We start from the raw sequence: 14,874 nt of genomic DNA, 5'->3' as shown, positions 1-14,874 counted from the left end.
GGCGCAGCCAAGCGGGATCGCCCTGCCATGGCACCAAAGGATGACGGCAACTGCAACGAAGGCCGGATTCGCGCACGCCCCCGGCGCGGAAGAGTGGGGGCCATGACGCCGGAAACCCTTCTTCAGCTGGGCATACTTGCCCTGATAGACAGCACCAGCATCGGCACACTGGTCATACCGGTGTGGCTTCTGCTGCGCCGGGATGCCGGAAAGACCACGGGAAAGGTGGCAGCCTATCTTGCGGCTGTGGGCGTGTTCTATTTCCTCGCAGGGATAGTGCTGCTCTCCGGCGCGGGCGGACTGGGGCGGATTCTGGGCCGAGGAGCGGGCGCACTGCTGGAGACCCCAGCCGTGCAGACGGTGATGGTTGCCGCAGGGGCGGGCATGCTCCTCTGGTCTTTCAAAGACACCGGCAGCAAAGGGAACAGTCCCGCGGCCCCGGTTGCGGCGTCGGGAAATGGCCGCGCCAATATTCCCGGCAGTGTTCCCGGCAGCGTTCCAGATGCCGGAACCACCCAGCCGGACAGTGCCCGCGTATCCGCCGCAGCCCGGCGCTCGCAGGCGGCAGAAAACCGCTGGCAGTCCCGGATCGGCAAGGCCCTGGACTCCAGGGGAGGACTGCTGGGACTCGCTCTGCTTGCCGGAGTGCTGGAGCTGCCCACCATGCTGCCGTACCTGGCCGCTGTGGGACTGGTGACCGCGTCAGGAACGGGATGGTCCGCCTCAGCCGGGATCCTGCTGGCCTACTGCGCAGTGATGCTGCTGCCGGCCCTGCTCCTGCTTCTCTCCCGTTGGCTGCTCGGCAGGCACCTGGACGGACCGCTGGAGCGGCTGCGCGCCTGGCTCACCAAGGCCTCGGGGGAAGCGGCGCTCTGGATTGTGGGAATCGTGGGGTTCCTGCTGTTGCGGGCAGGGCTCGCTGGGCTCTTCCCCGGTGCATCATGGAACCCCTTCGGCGGCTAGGGCCTGTCCTCAGTCCCGGGAATCCAGGTCAGCCAGGACCGTACGGAACACCTGGGCAACGGGATCGCTGAACAGGACGAACTCCACGGTCTCGATTCCGTTGCCGGGATGCTCCCTGACGGTCCGCAGCCCGATTTCTGCCACGTCACGGGCGTCCCAGCCATAGACACCCGCGCTGATGGCGGGGAACGCCACACTCGACGCACCAAGCGAGACCGCCGTCTGGAGGCTGTTGGCGAACGCGGCCCGCAGCAGCTCCGGGTCGGTCTGCCCCGCCCGGGCGTTCGGGCCCACAGTGTGGATGACCCAGCGCGCCGGTAATCCAAAGCCCTCGGTCGCGACGGCCTCGCCTACGGGCAGCCCGCCAGGGTAGGTTTCCTCGCGCAGCTTCCGGCACGCTTCCAGCAGTTCCGGGCCGGCGGCGCGGTGGATGGCGCCGTCGACTCCTCCTCCGCCCAAAAGCGAGGAATTAGCCGCGTTGACCACGGCTTGCACGTTACGACGCGTAATGTCTCCGGTGACCAGCGCTATCTCCATCGCCCCAGCCTTCCAGCACGGACCGGTCCCGGGCAACAGCTCCCTGGAGGCATGCACCCCGTTCCCCCGCACGAGGGCGTTTTCGCCGTAGGGGTAAGCGGGCGGAGCACGCGGGAAAATTTGAGAGAATGATGCCATGCAGTCCATCCGTAACGGCCAGACGCCGTCAGCATCCAGCCCCGGCAGGGGAATCAGCCGCAAGATGGCCACCATCGGCACCACAGTGATGGTGTTTGTGTTCATCGTTGCCGTCATCTTCGCTGCCAATGAGAACGACGTCGTTGGCTGGCTGGTGGTGATCATCTCCCTGGGGTGGCTGCTCCTGTTCGCCTTCGTGGTCTTCAGCATCCGCGGCGCCGCACGCAAGGCCGGTGCCAAGATCGCCGAAGCCCAGGACTCGCTGAACCGTGCAGCAGGCGGCGCGCCTTCAGTACAGGTGATGGACGAGGCCACGACCATCCGCGACCAGAAGCTGGACCACAGCTTCAAGATCATCCAGGTCCAGTCCAAGGTGATCCGCGACAACCTCGGCAGTGATTCCGACCAAGTGGCACGCGCGCTCGAGACCATTGAAATCACCGCGCACAATGCCCGGGGAATGATGAAGAAGGACGACAGCGGCCCGGTAGAGGGCACCCTGGTCGACTGATCCGCAGGCACGGAGCACCCGGTGCGCGCCTGTCCCAGGCGGCGCCGGCCCAGATGAACCCAGAGGCTACTGGAGGGTAAGGTTATTGGCGTGAGCATGGCATCGGCAGGGGAAAAACCCGCACTGAGAATCGCAACTGTGAACGTCAACGGCATCCGTGCCGCCTACAAACGGGGCATGGCCGAGTGGCTGGCTGACCGGGAAATCGACATTCTTTGCCTGCAGGAAGTCCGGGCGCCGGATGCGATCGTCCGGGACCTGCTGGGCGATGAATGGCACATCCTGCATGCCGAGGCCGAAGCCAAGGGCCGCGCCGGTGTTGCCATCGCTTCACGGAACGAGCCGGTCGCGGTGCGTGAGCACATCGGCGAAGACTACTTCGCACTGTCCGGACGCTGGGTCGAGGCTGACTTCAAGGTTCCGGTCGAGGGCGAAGAGAAGATCCTGACCGTGGTGAGCGCCTACGTGCACTCCGGAGAAGCCGGAACCCCCAAGCAGGATGACAAGTACCGGTTCCTGGACGTTATGGCTGCCCGGCTGCCGGTGCTGGCTGCCACCAGCGACTACGCCCTGATCGTGGGCGACCTGAACGTGGGCCACACCACGCTCGACATCAAGAACTGGAAAGGCAACGTCAAGCGGGCAGGCTTCCTCCCGGAGGAACGCGCCTATTTCGACCGTTTCTTCAGTGACGAAATCGGCTACGTCGACGTGGCACGCAAGCTCGCCGGCGAGGTAGCCGGTCCCTACACCTGGTGGTCCTGGCGCGGACAGGCTTTCGACAATGACGCCGGGTGGCGCATTGATTACCACATGGCCACTCCGGGACTCGCCGAGCGCGCCGTCAGCGCCGTCGTCGACCGCGCTGAAACGTACGATGCCCGCTTCTCAGACCACGCGCCCGTCGTGGTCGACTACCAGTTCTAAGGTGCCCCCGATGAGCGAAACCCCCGTCCGCCAGCGCATCCTTTCCGGGATGCAGCCCTCGGCTGACTCCCTGCACCTTGGCAACTATCTCGGCGCCCTGGTGAACTGGGTCCGGCTGCAGGAACAGTACGACGCCTATTTCTTCATCCCCGACCTGCACGCGATTACCGTCCCACAGGATCCTGCGGACCTTCGCCAGCGGACGCGCGTGACGGCTGCCCAGTACATCGCCGGAGGCGTGGACACGGAGCGCGCAACGCTGTTCGTCCAGTCGCAGGTCCCCGAACACGCACAGCTGGCCTGGGTACTGAACTGCATCACCGGATTCGGCGAAGCATCCCGTATGACGCAGTTCAAGGACAAGCAGCAGCGATTCGGTGCCGATGCCGCGAGCGTTGGGCTGTTCACCTATCCGATCCTGCAGGTCGCGGACATCCTGCTCTACCAGCCCCACGGTGTGCCGGTTGGCGAAGACCAGCGCCAGCACGTGGAACTCAGCCGGGACCTGGCGAAGCGCTTCAACACCCGGTACGGAGACACCTTCACCGTCCCGGAGGCCTTCATCCAGAAGGAATCCGCGAAGATCTATGACCTGCAGAACCCCGCAGCCAAAATGTCCAAGTCCGCCGCTTCTCCGGCAGGACTGATCAATTTGCTGGATCCGGACAAGGTCATTGCCAAGCGGATCAAGTCGGCCGTCACGGACGACGGCACGGAGATCCGGTTTGACCGCGAGGCCAAACCGGGCGTTTCGAACCTGCTTTCCATTTACTCACTCATTACCGGCCGAAGCATCGAAACTTTGGTGAAGGAGTACGAGGGGAAGATGTACGGACACCTGAAAGTCGATCTCGCAGACGCAGTGACGGAGCACATCCGGCCCATCCGGGAACGTGCCCTTGAACTCCTGGACGACCCGGCGGAGCTGGACCGGCTCTTGGCCAAGGGTGCGTTGAAGGCCCGGGAAACCGCGTCGGCTACACTTGCCGATGTGTACGACAAAATGGGTTTCCTGCCACTGGGTTCAACCGCCGGCTAAGGCTTATGGGATACACGAACTCGCCTGTCCAAACTTCACCCGGCGCAGCCAGCGGCGGCGATAGGCGGGCGCCCGAAAGCGCCTGCTGGGTGGGGATCGTCATTCCCGTGCCGGAACCGATCGCCTCGGAGCTCCGCCGGGCGCGGGCTTCCTTCGGTGATCCCATGGCCTCGGTCATTCCGGCGCACATCACGCTGGTGACCACCACTCCGGCCTCGGACTGGCCTTCGGCCCTGCAGCACGTCCGCCAGGTCACCGCGGAGCAGGCACCCTTCAAGGTGACGCTGCGCGGTGCGGCATCCTTCCGTCCCGTCACGCCCGTGGTGTACCTGCAGGTAGCTGACGGCTTCGAGGAGTGCTCACGCCTGCACCAGCAGCTGCAGAGCGGTCCGCTGGACCACCAGATGCCCTACCCCTACCACCCGCACGTCACCGTGGCGCACGATGTCAGTGAAGCAAGCATGGACGACGCCGTCAGCACGCTCCGGGATTATGAGGCAAGCTTCACTGTCGGACACATCGGGGTCTTCGAGCATGATCCGCAGGGCCTGTGGGTCCTGCGGGAAGAAATGGTCCTGCGGGGCTAGCTTCCGGAACCGGCTCGCTCACGTGCCTGCCGGAGGTAGATGCCGGACCAGGCGGCGATGATATCCGCCGCCCGTGTGGTCTGTTCCCGTTCCGGCATGAGGTGCTGGGCCCCTTCCAGGGAGATGAAGCTGCGCGGATGCCGTGCCGTCCGGAAGATCTCGGAGGCGTTGTCGATTCCCACGGTGCCGTCAGTGGGGGAGTGCATGATCAGCAGGGGCATGTCCAGGGAGGCGATGCACCCGGCCAGGTCGTGCCGGTGCAGGTCCTGAACCAGCTCATGCCGAATGGTCAGGGTCCGCCCGCCCACTTCGACGTCGGCCTGTCCCTGGGCAGCGATGTTCTCCAGCTCGTCCTCGAAGAGGTGGGCAACATGGGACGGCCGGAACGGCGCGGCGATCGTCACAACCGCCGCCAGCCCGGACAGGCCGGGCGCGGCGGCCAGCGCGGCGGCTCCTCCGAGCGAGTGGCCAATCAGCAGTGCGGGCGAACGGCCCGTTGAGCGCATGAAGTCGAACGCGTTGTGCAGGTCGGCAACCTTGGTGCTGAAAGACCCGTCCTCCCAGTTGCCGGTCGAACGGCCCAGCCCTGCAGCGTCATAGCGAAGCACGCCTATGGCATGTTCCGAGAGGACCTTGGAGATCCTGGACGCGGCGGCACTGTTCTTGCCCAGGGCAAAGCCATGGCAGAAAACGGCCCAGCCCAGGGGATCCCCGTCAGGGATATCCAGCGTGCCGGCCAGTGTGGTCCCGTTGGTTCCGGGGAAGGAAACGGATTCAAACTCAGGCATGGCCCAACCCTATCTGCTGCTGCGCAGGCGTGCCCGGGGGACGCCTGCGCACTGAACGCATGCAAAAGGCGGCGGGCCCCCGGAAAGATCCGGAAGGCCCGCCGCCTTATGGCAGTCTGCCCTGAACTAGATGGAGCGGTTCAGGATGGCCTGCTTGACCTCTGAAATCGCCTTGGTGACCTGGATGCCGCGGGGGCATGCTTCCGAGCAGTTGAAGGTGGTGCGGCAGCGCCACACGCCTTCCTTGTCGTTCAGGATTTCCAGGCGCATGTCTCCGGCGTCGTCACGCGAGTCGAAGATAAAGCGGTGGGCGTTCACGATTGCTGCCGGGCCGAAGTACTGTCCATCGGTCCAGAACACGGGGCAGGAGGAGGTGCAGGCGGCGCAGAGGATGCACTTGGTCGTGTCGTCGAAACGCTCACGGTCCTCGGCCGACTGCAGACGCTCCTTGGCCGGCTCGTGGCCCTTGGTGATGAGGAACGGCATGATCTCGCGGTAGGACTGGAAGAACGGCTCCATGTCCACGATCAGGTCCTTCTCCACCGGCAGGCCCTTGATGGGCTCAACCAGGATGGGCTTGGACGTATCCAGGTCCTTCAGCAGCGTCTTGCAGGCAAGGCGGTTGCGGCCGTTGATGCGCATGGCATCGGAACCGCAGACGCCGTGGGCGCAGGAGCGGCGGAAGGACACGGAACCGTCATGCTCCCACTTGACCTTGTGCAGGGCATCGAGCACGCGGTCGGTGCCGTACATGGTCAGTGTCCACTCATCCCAGTGAGCCTCGTCGGAGACCTCGGGGTTGTAGCGGCGCACCTTCAGCGTGATGTCGAAGGAGGGGATCTCACCGGCCGTGGATTCGGCAAGGTCAATCTTCGAGGCCGGCTCAGCGACTTCCGTTGTCATTAGTACTTCCTCACCATCGGCTCGTAGCGCGTGAAAATAACCGGCTTGGTATCGAGCCGGATGCCTGCAGTGTGCTCGGCGTTGTCCGCTTCATCGACCTTGTAGGCCATGGAGTGCAGCATGAACTTCTCGTCGTCGCGCTCCGGGAAGTCCTCGCGGAAGTGGCCGCCGCGCGACTCTTCACGGTGCAGGGCCGCTACCGACATGACCTTTGCCAGTTCCAGCAGGAACCCAAGTTCAACGGCTTCCAGCAGGTCAAGGTTGAAGCGCTTGCCCTTGTCCTGGACGTTGATCTTCTTGTAGCGCTCTTCCAGATCTGCAATGTCGGAGAGGGTCTGGTTGATCGTCTCGGCCGTGCGGAACACCTGCATGTTGGCATCCATGGTGTTCTGCAGGTCGCGGCGGATTTCGGAGACACGCTCGGTGCCTTCGGAATTGCGCACGATGTCGAGCAGGGCCACGGTGTCAGCTTCCGGGTTCTCCGGCAGGTCGACGAAGTCGGCCTGCAGCGCGTACTCGGCGGCGTAGATGCCCGCACGCTTGCCGAACACGTTGATGTCCAGCAGCGAGTTGGTGCCCAGGCGGTTCGAGCCGTGGACGGACACGCAGGCCACCTCGCCGGCAGCGTACAGGCCGGGAATCACGGTGTCGTTGTCCTGCAGGACTTCGGCCTTGATGTTGGTCGGAATGCCGCCCATGACGTAGTGCGCAGTCGGGAAGACGGGCACAGGCTCGGTGTACGGTTCCACGCCAAGGTAGGTACGGGCGAACTCGGTGATGTCCGGGAGCTTGGCATCGATGTGAGCCGGCTCCAGGTGCGTCAGGTCGAGCAGGACGTAGTCCTTGTTCGGTCCGCAGCCGCGGCCTTCACGGACTTCGTTGGCCATGGAGCGGGCCACGATGTCACGCGGGGCAAGGTCCTTGATGGTGGGGGCGTAGCGCTCCATGAAGCGCTCACCCTCGGAGTTGCGCAGGATCGCTCCTTCGCCGCGGGCTGCTTCGGAAAGCAGGATGCCCAGGCCGGCGAGGCCGGTCGGGTGGAACTGGATGAACTCCATGTCCTCCAGCGGGATGCCCTTGCGGAATGCGATGCCCATGCCATCACCGGTCAGCGTGTGCGCGTTGGACGTGGTCTTGTAGACCTTGCCGGCGCCGCCGGAGGCGAACACCACGGACTTGGCCTGGAAGACGTGCAGTTCGCCGGTGGCGAGGTCATAGGAGACGACGCCGGCCGTGCGCTTCTGGCCGAAGCTGTCCGTCACCGTCAGCAGGTCCAGCACGTAGTACTCGTTGTAGAACTCAACGTTGTGCTTGACGCAGTTTTGGTAGAGCGTCTGGAGGATCATGTGGCCGGTGCGGTCTGCGGCGTAGCAGGCACGGCGGACCGGAGCCTTGCCGTGGTCGCGGGTGTGGCCGCCGAACCGGCGCTGGTCAATCCGGCCTTCCGGCGTGCGGTTGAAGGGCAGGCCCATCTTTTCCAGGTCAAGCACGGCGTCGATGGCTTCCTTGGCCATGACCTCCGCGGCGTCCTGGTCAACCAGGTAGTCGCCGCCCTTGACCGTGTCAAAGGTGTGCCATTCCCAGTTGTCTTCTTCTACGTTGGCCAGTGCTGCGCACATGCCGCCCTGCGCTGCTCCGGTGTGGGAACGCGTGGGGTACAGCTTGGTCAGTACCGCCGTCCGCGCGCGCTGTCCGGATTCGATGGCGGCACGCATACCGGCGCCGCCGGCGCCGACAATGACGACGTCGTACTTATGGACCTGCATACCAGATGCTCTTTCTGTTGAAACTGTGTGTAGCTCTTAGGGAGTTGCTGCGGTTGCTGCCGGGCTAGGGTGCCGGGCAGAAGGACGGCAGCTGGTCCAGAGTCGCGTTGGCCGGGCACGGATCGAAGGTGAAGATCACTAGGGTGCCGAGAACGATGATGACGACGGTGGCGGAGTACAGGACTGTCTTGAGCCACATGCGGGTGGAGTTCTTGTCCGCGTAGTCATTGATGATCGTGCGCACACCGTTGGTGCCGTGAAGCATTGCCAGCCACAGCATGACCAGGTCCCAGACCTGCCACAGGGGCGAGGCCCATTTGCCGGCAACGAAACCGAAGTCGATGGCGTGGATACCGTCACCGAGCATCAGGTTCATAAAGAGGTGAGTGAAGATCAGGACGACGAGCAGTGCACCGGAGATGCGCATGAAGAGCCATGCGATCATCTCGAAGTTTCCCTTGCCCGAACCGTTGCGGGTGTACTTCGGGGCGATGCGTCCGGCCCGGGGGGCCTCAATTGAAGGAGTGCTCATGGCTTAGTGACCCCCGAAAACGATGGGAAGGTGGCGGATGGAGAAACCGATCATGGTCACGAGCCACAGACCGACTACGCCCCACAGCATCTGGCGCTGGTACTTGGGACCCTTCTTCCAGAAGTCGATAAGAATCACCCGGAGGCCGTTGAAGGCGTGGAACACGATGGCGGCGACGAGGCCGAGCTCACCGAGGCCCATGATGGGGTTCTTGTACGCTCCGATGACCACGTTGTAAGCCTCGGGCGACACACGCACCAATGAGGTATCCAGGACGTGGACCAAAAGGAAGAAGAAGATCACCACGCCAGTAATCCGATGGGCGACCCAGGACCACTGGCCTTCGCGGCCGCGGTAAAGCGTGCCTGCTGGTAACTTCGACACTGAATTTTCCTCCCTGCATCGCAGCGGCGCTAGCGCGTCTTCCACGCAGTGATGACGCCGGTGCGAGAGCACTTATAGGCTCAAGCATAATCTAGGTCCCGGTGAGACCGGGATCAATTTAGGTTCCCCTACGGTGTGACCTGGCTTACACTGCGACGCCCGGGGGAGTGTGCCAGGGCAGCCTGCTGCCGGGGCTTTAGGGGACCGGTCAGCTAACCTTGGCACTGATGAGTACTGAAATGACAAATGTGAACCCGGGCGCGGCACCGGACGCCGAAGTTTTCGACCGCTTTTACGGTGTGATTCCAGCAGGTGGGGTGGGAACCAGGCTCTGGCCGCTTTCCCGCGCCGCCGCTCCAAAGTTCCTGCATGACCTGACGGGTTCGGGCTCCACCTTGATCCGTGCCACCTACGACCGCCTGGCTCCGCTCAGCGATGACCGCGTGATGGTCGTGACCGGAACTCTCCACCGAGCCGCCGTGCTGGCGCAGCTGCCGGAGATCCAGCACGAGAACCTGGTGCTGGAGAGCGAACCCAAGGATTCCGCCGCCGCCATCGGGCTGGCTGCCGCCATCCTCTACCAGCGCGATCCCTCGATCATCATGGGCTCGTTCGCCGCCGACCAGGTGATTACGCCCGTGGAGGTCTTCCAGGAGACAGTGCGGGAAGCGATCCACACTGCGGCCCAGGGCTATATCGTCACCATCGGCATCCATCCGACGCACCCGTCCACCGGATTCGGCTACATCAAAGCGGGCGAAGCGCTGGCGATCGACGGAGCGCCCAGCGCACACGCCGTCGTCGAATTCGTGGAGAAGCCCTCCGAGGACACGGCCCGCAGCTACCTGCGCAGCGGCAACTACAGCTGGAACGCCGGTATGTTCGTTGCCCCCGTGGCACTGATGCTGAAGCACCTCCTTGAGAACGAGCCTGAGCTGCACGCAGGGCTCATGGAAATCGCAGAAGCCTGGGATACGGAAAACCGCCGCGAGACAGTGCTGCGGATCTGGCCCACCCTGCCCAAGATCGCCATCGACTACGCCGTTGCGGAGCCCGCTGCCGCTGCCGGCGACGTGGCGATGATCCCCGGAATCTTCAGCTGGGACGACGTGGGGGACTTCGCCGCGATCGGCCGGCTGAATCCCGCCGAGGAAAACAGCGAGCTGACCGTGCTGGGAGAGGGCGCCCGCGTCTATTCCGAGAACGCCTCAGGCATCGTCGTCTCCGATACCAAGCGGGTTATCGCCCTGATCGGAATCGAAGACGTCGTGATTGTGGACACGCCGGATGCACTGCTGGTGACCACCAAGGACCATGCCCAGGAAGTAAAGAAGGCCGTGGAGCACCTGAAAGCCAGCGGAGACACCGACGTACTTTAGGGCACGCTTAGCGCAATTGGCATGTGGAAAGTCTTAATGCCGGCCGTTTCCCGCAAGCCAGAGCAGGTTGGCTAATCTGGAAGATGTGCAGACGACCCCACTAAGCAGTTCACCCGTTCCTTCGATCCGGGGAAGTGTTGCGCCGATTCTCAGCGATCTCATCGAGTTCCGGCGGGACCTGCACTCGCATCCGGAACTCTCGCACAAGGAATTCCGCACCACCGACCGGATTATCGAAGCGCTGGAGGGCGCCGGCCTGCAGCCCAAGCGGCTGGAGAACACGGGAGCCTACGTTGACATTGGTGACGGCCCGGTCCGCCTGGCGCTGCGGGCCGACATCGATGCGCTCCCGGTCCTGGAAGAGACCGGTCTGCCCTATGCCTCGGTAAATACCGGGATTGCGCATGCCTGCGGTCACGACATCCACACCACGGTGATGGTGGGAGCGGCGAAAGTCCTGGCCCGGCTGGAAGCCCAGGGCTCACTGGGCGGGCGGATCCGGGTCATCTTCCAGCCGGCCGAGGAAGTGATGCCGGGCGGGGCGCTCTCCGTCATCGAGCAGGGCATCCTCGAGGGAGTGCCGCGCATCCTGGCGCTGCACTGCGACCCGAGGGTCGACGTCGGCCAGGTCGGTACCCGTATTGGTGCCATCACCTCGGCATCAGACACGATCCGGATCGAACTCTCCGGGCAGGGCGGCCACACCTCCCGTCCGCATCTGACCCAGGACCTGGTCTTTGCGCTGGGCCAGATTGCAGTCGGCGTCCCGGCGGTGCTGTCCCGCAGGATTGATGTCCGCAGCGGAGTCTCCGTGGTCTGGGGGCAGATCCACGCAGGCTCGGCACCCAATGCGATCCCGGGCCACGGGTTCATGGCGGGGACCATGCGCTGCCTCGACGCCGAAGCCTGGCACGCGGCAGGAAAGCTGCTCGACGACGTCGTGCGGGAAATTGCCGCTCCCTACGGAGTCCAGGTGTCCCTGGAACACACCCGCGGCGTGCCGCCGGTCATCAACGCCGAAGCTGAGACAGGGCTCATTGAAGCGTCTGCCCGGGCTGAACTGGGTGAAGATTCAGTGGTCCTGACGCCGCAGTCCATGGGCGGCGAGGATTTCGCCTGGATGACGCAGGAAGTCCCCGGAGCCATGATGCGCCTTGGTACCCGTACCCCGGGAGGGGAAACCTACGACCTGCACCGCGGGGACTACAACCCTGATGAACTCTCCATCAGCTGCGGCGTTTCGGTCATGGCCGCGGCGGCAGTGCGTGCGGCCCGGGGCCTGCGGCACTAGGCAATGCCCGGTCCGGCAGCCCTTCAGCAGGCCGTTATTGATAACAACATGTAAACAAATGATCCCCGAGTCACGATTCTGCCTTCCCAAGGGCCGATGTGCCGCTAAGGTTAGGTCTTGCTGCGCTCATGAGGTAAGGGGCGCACACCACGCGCCTGCGCGAAAGGCCATTCGCACCGAACGGCTGTGCTGCAGACTTCTCGGGTGGATCCCATTTCTTTTCTGGAGGAACATTGAAGAATTTCCCGCGCAGCTTTAAGCGCAATGCCGGTGTATCCGCCGCCATGCTGGGCGCGTCCGCGCTTCTGCTGGCCGGCTGCGGTGCAGCTCCGGAGGAAGACACCGCCTCTTCCGATGCCGCCAGCGGCAGCGCAAGCAGCGACTTCCTGGCCTGCATGGTTTCCGACTCCGGTGGATTCGATGACCGCTCGTTCAACCAGTCCGGCTTTGAGGGCCTGAAGGCTGCAGAAACCGACCTCGGCATTCAGATCAAGACCGCTGAGTCCCAGTCGGAGACCGACTTCGGACCGAACCTGGATTCCATGGTCGTCCAGAACGGCTGTGACATCACGGTCACCGTCGGCTTCCTCCTGGCCGACGCCACCCAGGAAGTGGCAGCAGCCAACCCTGACAGCCACTTCGCCATCATCGATGACAACTCCATCGAGCTGGATAACGTCAAGCCGATCATCTACGACACGGCCCAGGCTGCCTTCCTCGCCGGCTATGTAGCTGCCGGGACGTCCGAGACGGGCAAGGTCGCCACCTACGGCGGCATCAACATCCCGACCGTGACCATCTTCATGGACGGCTTCGCTGACGGCGTTGCCTACTACAACGAAGAGAACGGCGCCAACGTCGAGGTCCTCGGCTGGAACAAGGCCGAGCAGACCGGTTCCTTCATCGGTGACTTCACCAACACCGGTGCCGGCAAGACCACCACCGAAAACTTCATCAACGAAGGCGCTGACATCATCATGCCGGTTGCCGGTCCGGTTGGTACCGGCACCCTCGATGCAGTTGTCGAAGCCAACGCAGGCGGCGGCAACAACAAGGTCATCTGGGTCGACTCCGACGGCTTCGAGACTGCCGGCAACGGCAAGGAGTTCATCCTGACCTCCGTCATGAAGCTTATGGGCGAGGCCGTTGAAGAGGTCATCTCCACCGACGTGGACGGCAACTTCGACTCCACCCCGTACATCGGCACCCTGGAGAACGGCGGCGTTACCCTGGCTCCGTACCACGACCAGGAAGACGCTGTTCCGGCCGATGTCAAGACTGCCGTTGACGAAATCAAGCAGAAGATCATCGACGGCGAAATCACCGTAGAATCCGCAGCCAGCCCCAAGTAACAGGGGCAGGCAGCTTCCAGAACCGCCGTTCGTCCGGATGTACAGCAGCCGGGCGGACGGCGGTTCGTTCTGTTCCGGGTAACCTTCCAACTGGGGGTACCCAAACACTTAGACACAAACAGATTGGTTGGGGTTGTGAAACTCGAACTCAAAGGCATCACCAAGCGCTTCGGCACCTTGGTTGCCAACGACCACATTGACCTGGTCATCGAGCCGGGACAGGTACACAGCCTTCTCGGTGAAAACGGGGCGGGCAAGTCAACGCTGATGAACGTCCTGTACGGCCTTTATGAACCGACAGAGGGCGAAATCCTGATCAACGGCAAACCCGTTGTCTTCTCAGGCCCGGGTGATGCCATGGCTGCCGGAATCGGCATGGTGCACCAGCACTTCATGCTGGTACCCGTCTTTACCGTCGCCGAGAATGTCGCCCTGGGCAATGAGAGCACCAAGGTCGCCGGTGCCCTCAACCTGGACACCACCCGTGCCCGCATCCGCGAGATTTCAAACCAGTACGGGTTCGACGTCGACCCGGACGCCGTGGTCGAGGACCTGCCGGTTGGCGTGCAGCAGCGCGTGGAGATCATCAAGGCACTGATCCGGGACGCCGAAGTCCTGATCCTCGATGAGCCCACCGCCGTGCTCACTCCGCGCGAGACCGACGAACTGCTGGCGATCATGCGCCAGCTGTGCGACGACGGCAAATCCGTGGTGTTCATTTCCCACAAACTGCGCGAAGTCAAAGCCGTCTCCGATGTCATTACGGTGATTCGGCGCGGCAAGGTCGTCGGCGATGCCGCGCCCGGCGCGTCCACTACGGAGCTGGCCTCCATGATGGTTGGCCGCTCTGTCAGCCTCAACCTGCAGAAGGAACCGGCGCAGCCGGGAGCAGCCACCTTCCAGGTCCGCGATCTGGTGGTGCTTTCCGACACCGGCCAGGCAGTGGTAGACCATCTGAGCTTCGAGATCTGCAAGGGTGAGATCCTCGCCATTGCCGGTGTCCAGGGCAACGGCCAGACCGAACTGACCGAGGCCATTATGGGCCTGCAGGAGCACGTGACGGGCTCGATCCAGCTGGACGGCGAAGAACTGGTGGGCAAGCGGGTCGCCCAGATCATCGACGCAGGCGTGGGCTTCGTGCCCGAGGACCGCAGCGTGGATGGGCTGGTCGGGCCCTTCACCGTGGCGGAGAACCTGGTCCTGAACCGCTACAACAAGGCTCCCTTCGCCAAGGGACTGTCCATGCGTCCTGCGGTGGTGGCGGCCAACGCTGCGGAAAAGATCGACGAGTTCGATATCCGTACGCAGTCAGCCGAAGCCGCCGCCGGGACACTGTCCGGCGGCAACCAGCAGAAGGTTGTCATGGCGCGGGAGCTTTCACGCCCGCTGTCGCTGTTCATCGCCTCCCAGCCGACGCGCGGCGTCGATGTGGGGTCCATCGAGTTCCTGCACAAGCGCATCATTGCCGAGCGCGACGGCGGAACGCCGGTCATGATCGTCTCCACCGAACTGGACGAAGTCCTGGAGCTGGCAGACCGGATCGCCGTGCTGTACAGCGGCAAGCTCATGGGCATTGTCCCGAGCAACACCTCGCGCGATGTCCTGGGCCTGATGATGGCAGGCATGCGCGCCGAAGACGCACTTTCGCAGCAGAGCGAGAACGAGGGAGGGGCGCAGTGAGCCCGGAAGAAGCACACAGGCAGCAGGGCGATCCAGCCCACCGGAAAGAGGAGGCGGCAGCTGAAGAAACCCGCCTGCTGACCTCTGCCGAGACCGC

The 14,874-nt window shown here is 63.7% G+C and carries 15 protein-coding genes; 9 read left to right on the top strand and 6 right to left on the bottom strand.

What is annotated here, in order from left to right:
* Window positions 1-102 precede the first annotated feature (102 nt).
* A complete protein-coding gene (locus LOC59_RS11410; RefSeq protein ID WP_229972018.1) occupies window positions 103-963 on the top strand; it encodes a GAP family protein in 861 nt (286 codons plus the stop codon).
* A gap of 9 nt (window positions 964-972) precedes the next feature.
* On the opposite strand, the gene LOC59_RS11405 is transcribed toward LOC59_RS11410, so the two are convergent.
* Window positions 973-1,500, bottom strand: a complete 528-nt coding sequence (locus LOC59_RS11405; RefSeq protein WP_227895208.1) for an O-acetyl-ADP-ribose deacetylase — start codon at window positions 1,498-1,500, stop codon at window positions 973-975.
* A gap of 136 nt (window positions 1,501-1,636) precedes the next feature.
* On the opposite strand from LOC59_RS11405, the gene LOC59_RS11400 reads away from it, so the two are divergent.
* From LOC59_RS11400 to LOC59_RS11385, 4 genes are all read left to right on the top strand, one after another.
* A complete protein-coding gene (locus LOC59_RS11400) occupies window positions 1,637-2,149 on the top strand; it encodes a hypothetical protein (protein ID WP_227895207.1) in 513 nt (170 codons plus the stop codon).
* A 96-nt stretch (window positions 2,150-2,245) separates the two neighbouring features.
* Window positions 2,246-3,076, top strand: coding sequence for an exodeoxyribonuclease III (locus tag LOC59_RS11395; protein ID WP_229972174.1), 831 nt, complete (start codon window positions 2,246-2,248; stop codon window positions 3,074-3,076).
* A gap of 10 nt (window positions 3,077-3,086) precedes the next feature.
* Complete coding sequence (gene trpS, locus LOC59_RS11390; protein WP_229972016.1) at window positions 3,087-4,115, top strand: tryptophan--tRNA ligase; 1,029 nt, start codon at window positions 3,087-3,089, stop codon at window positions 4,113-4,115.
* Between the two features lie 89 nt (window positions 4,116-4,204).
* On the top strand, window positions 4,205-4,702 hold the full coding sequence (locus tag LOC59_RS11385) for a 2'-5' RNA ligase family protein (protein WP_227895205.1): 498 nt from the start codon (window positions 4,205-4,207) through the stop codon (window positions 4,700-4,702).
* On the opposite strand, the gene LOC59_RS11380 is transcribed toward LOC59_RS11385, so the two are convergent.
* From LOC59_RS11380 to sdhC, 5 genes are all read right to left on the bottom strand, one after another.
* Window positions 4,699-5,490 (bottom strand): alpha/beta hydrolase, encoded by a 792-nt coding sequence (locus LOC59_RS11380; protein WP_229972014.1) that lies wholly within the window; start codon window positions 5,488-5,490, stop codon window positions 4,699-4,701. The two genes, LOC59_RS11385 and LOC59_RS11380, sit on opposite strands and share 4 nt — an antisense overlap.
* A 126-nt stretch (window positions 5,491-5,616) precedes the next feature.
* Entirely contained in the window at window positions 5,617-6,393 is a 777-nt protein-coding gene (locus LOC59_RS11375; protein ID WP_227895203.1) for a succinate dehydrogenase iron-sulfur subunit, read from the bottom strand.
* Entirely contained in the window at window positions 6,393-8,159 is a 1,767-nt protein-coding gene (gene sdhA, locus LOC59_RS11370) for a succinate dehydrogenase flavoprotein subunit (protein WP_227895202.1), read from the bottom strand. The genes LOC59_RS11375 and sdhA overlap by 1 nt, the downstream gene beginning before the upstream one ends.
* Window positions 8,160-8,223: 64 nt before the next feature.
* On the bottom strand, window positions 8,224-8,691 hold the full coding sequence (locus LOC59_RS11365) for a succinate dehydrogenase hydrophobic membrane anchor subunit (RefSeq protein ID WP_227895201.1): 468 nt from the start codon (window positions 8,689-8,691) through the stop codon (window positions 8,224-8,226).
* A 3-nt stretch (window positions 8,692-8,694) separates the two neighbouring features.
* A complete protein-coding gene (gene sdhC, locus LOC59_RS11360; protein ID WP_227895200.1) occupies window positions 8,695-9,075 on the bottom strand; it encodes a succinate dehydrogenase, cytochrome b556 subunit in 381 nt (126 codons plus the stop codon).
* A gap of 227 nt (window positions 9,076-9,302) precedes the next feature.
* On the opposite strand from sdhC, the gene LOC59_RS11355 reads away from it, so the two are divergent.
* The 4 genes from LOC59_RS11355 (at window position 9,303) to LOC59_RS11340 (ending at window position 14,777) form a co-directional block, all read left to right on the top strand.
* A complete protein-coding gene (locus LOC59_RS11355) occupies window positions 9,303-10,454 on the top strand; it encodes a mannose-1-phosphate guanylyltransferase (RefSeq protein ID WP_227895199.1) in 1,152 nt (383 codons plus the stop codon).
* Window positions 10,455-10,578: 124 nt separating this feature from the next.
* Window positions 10,579-11,745, top strand: a complete 1,167-nt coding sequence (locus LOC59_RS11350; protein ID WP_423723857.1) for an amidohydrolase — start codon at window positions 10,579-10,581, stop codon at window positions 11,743-11,745.
* A 233-nt stretch (window positions 11,746-11,978) separates the two neighbouring features.
* Entirely contained in the window at window positions 11,979-13,097 is a 1,119-nt protein-coding gene (locus LOC59_RS11345; RefSeq protein ID WP_423721457.1) for a BMP family lipoprotein, read from the top strand.
* A 135-nt stretch (window positions 13,098-13,232) separates the two neighbouring features.
* Window positions 13,233-14,777 carry an ABC transporter ATP-binding protein gene (locus LOC59_RS11340; RefSeq protein ID WP_227895197.1) on the top strand — a complete coding sequence of 515 codons (1,545 nt, stop codon included), beginning with the start codon at window positions 13,233-13,235 and terminating at the stop codon, window positions 14,775-14,777.
* The last annotated feature ends 97 nt before the right edge of the window (window positions 14,778-14,874 follow it).

The sequence above is a fragment of the Arthrobacter sp. zg-Y916 genome (assembly GCF_020907385.1).
In the GTDB taxonomy this organism is placed as follows: Bacteria; Actinomycetota; Actinomycetes; order Actinomycetales; family Micrococcaceae; genus Arthrobacter_B; species Arthrobacter_B caoxuetaonis.
The sequence above is the reverse complement of the archived record's forward strand: the minus strand, read 5'-3'. Positions and strand labels throughout refer to the sequence as shown.

Excerpts from the sequence above, each read along its gene's own strand:
- LOC59_RS11400 (WP_227895207.1), top strand. The coding sequence starts at position 1,637 with ATGCAGTCCATCCGTAACGGCCAGACGCCGTCAGCATCCAGCCCCGGC.
- sdhA (WP_227895202.1), bottom strand. The coding sequence starts at position 8,159 with ATGCAGGTCCATAAGTACGACGTCGTCATTGTCGGCGCCGGCGGCGCC.
- LOC59_RS11355 (WP_227895199.1), top strand. The coding sequence starts at position 9,303 with ATGAGTACTGAAATGACAAATGTGAACCCGGGCGCGGCACCGGACGCC.
- LOC59_RS11365 (WP_227895201.1), bottom strand. The coding sequence starts at position 8,691 with ATGAGCACTCCTTCAATTGAGGCCCCCCGGGCCGGACGCATCGCCCCG.
- trpS (WP_229972016.1), top strand. The coding sequence starts at position 3,087 with ATGAGCGAAACCCCCGTCCGCCAGCGCATCCTTTCCGGGATGCAGCCC.
- LOC59_RS11395 (WP_229972174.1), top strand. The coding sequence starts at position 2,246 with ATGGCATCGGCAGGGGAAAAACCCGCACTGAGAATCGCAACTGTGAAC.
- LOC59_RS11405 (WP_227895208.1), bottom strand. The coding sequence starts at position 1,500 with ATGGAGATAGCGCTGGTCACCGGAGACATTACGCGTCGTAACGTGCAA.
- LOC59_RS11375 (WP_227895203.1), bottom strand. The coding sequence starts at position 6,393 with ATGACAACGGAAGTCGCTGAGCCGGCCTCGAAGATTGACCTTGCCGAA.
- LOC59_RS11380 (WP_229972014.1), bottom strand. The coding sequence starts at position 5,490 with ATGCCTGAGTTTGAATCCGTTTCCTTCCCCGGAACCAACGGGACCACA.
- LOC59_RS11410 (WP_229972018.1), top strand. The coding sequence starts at position 103 with ATGACGCCGGAAACCCTTCTTCAGCTGGGCATACTTGCCCTGATAGAC.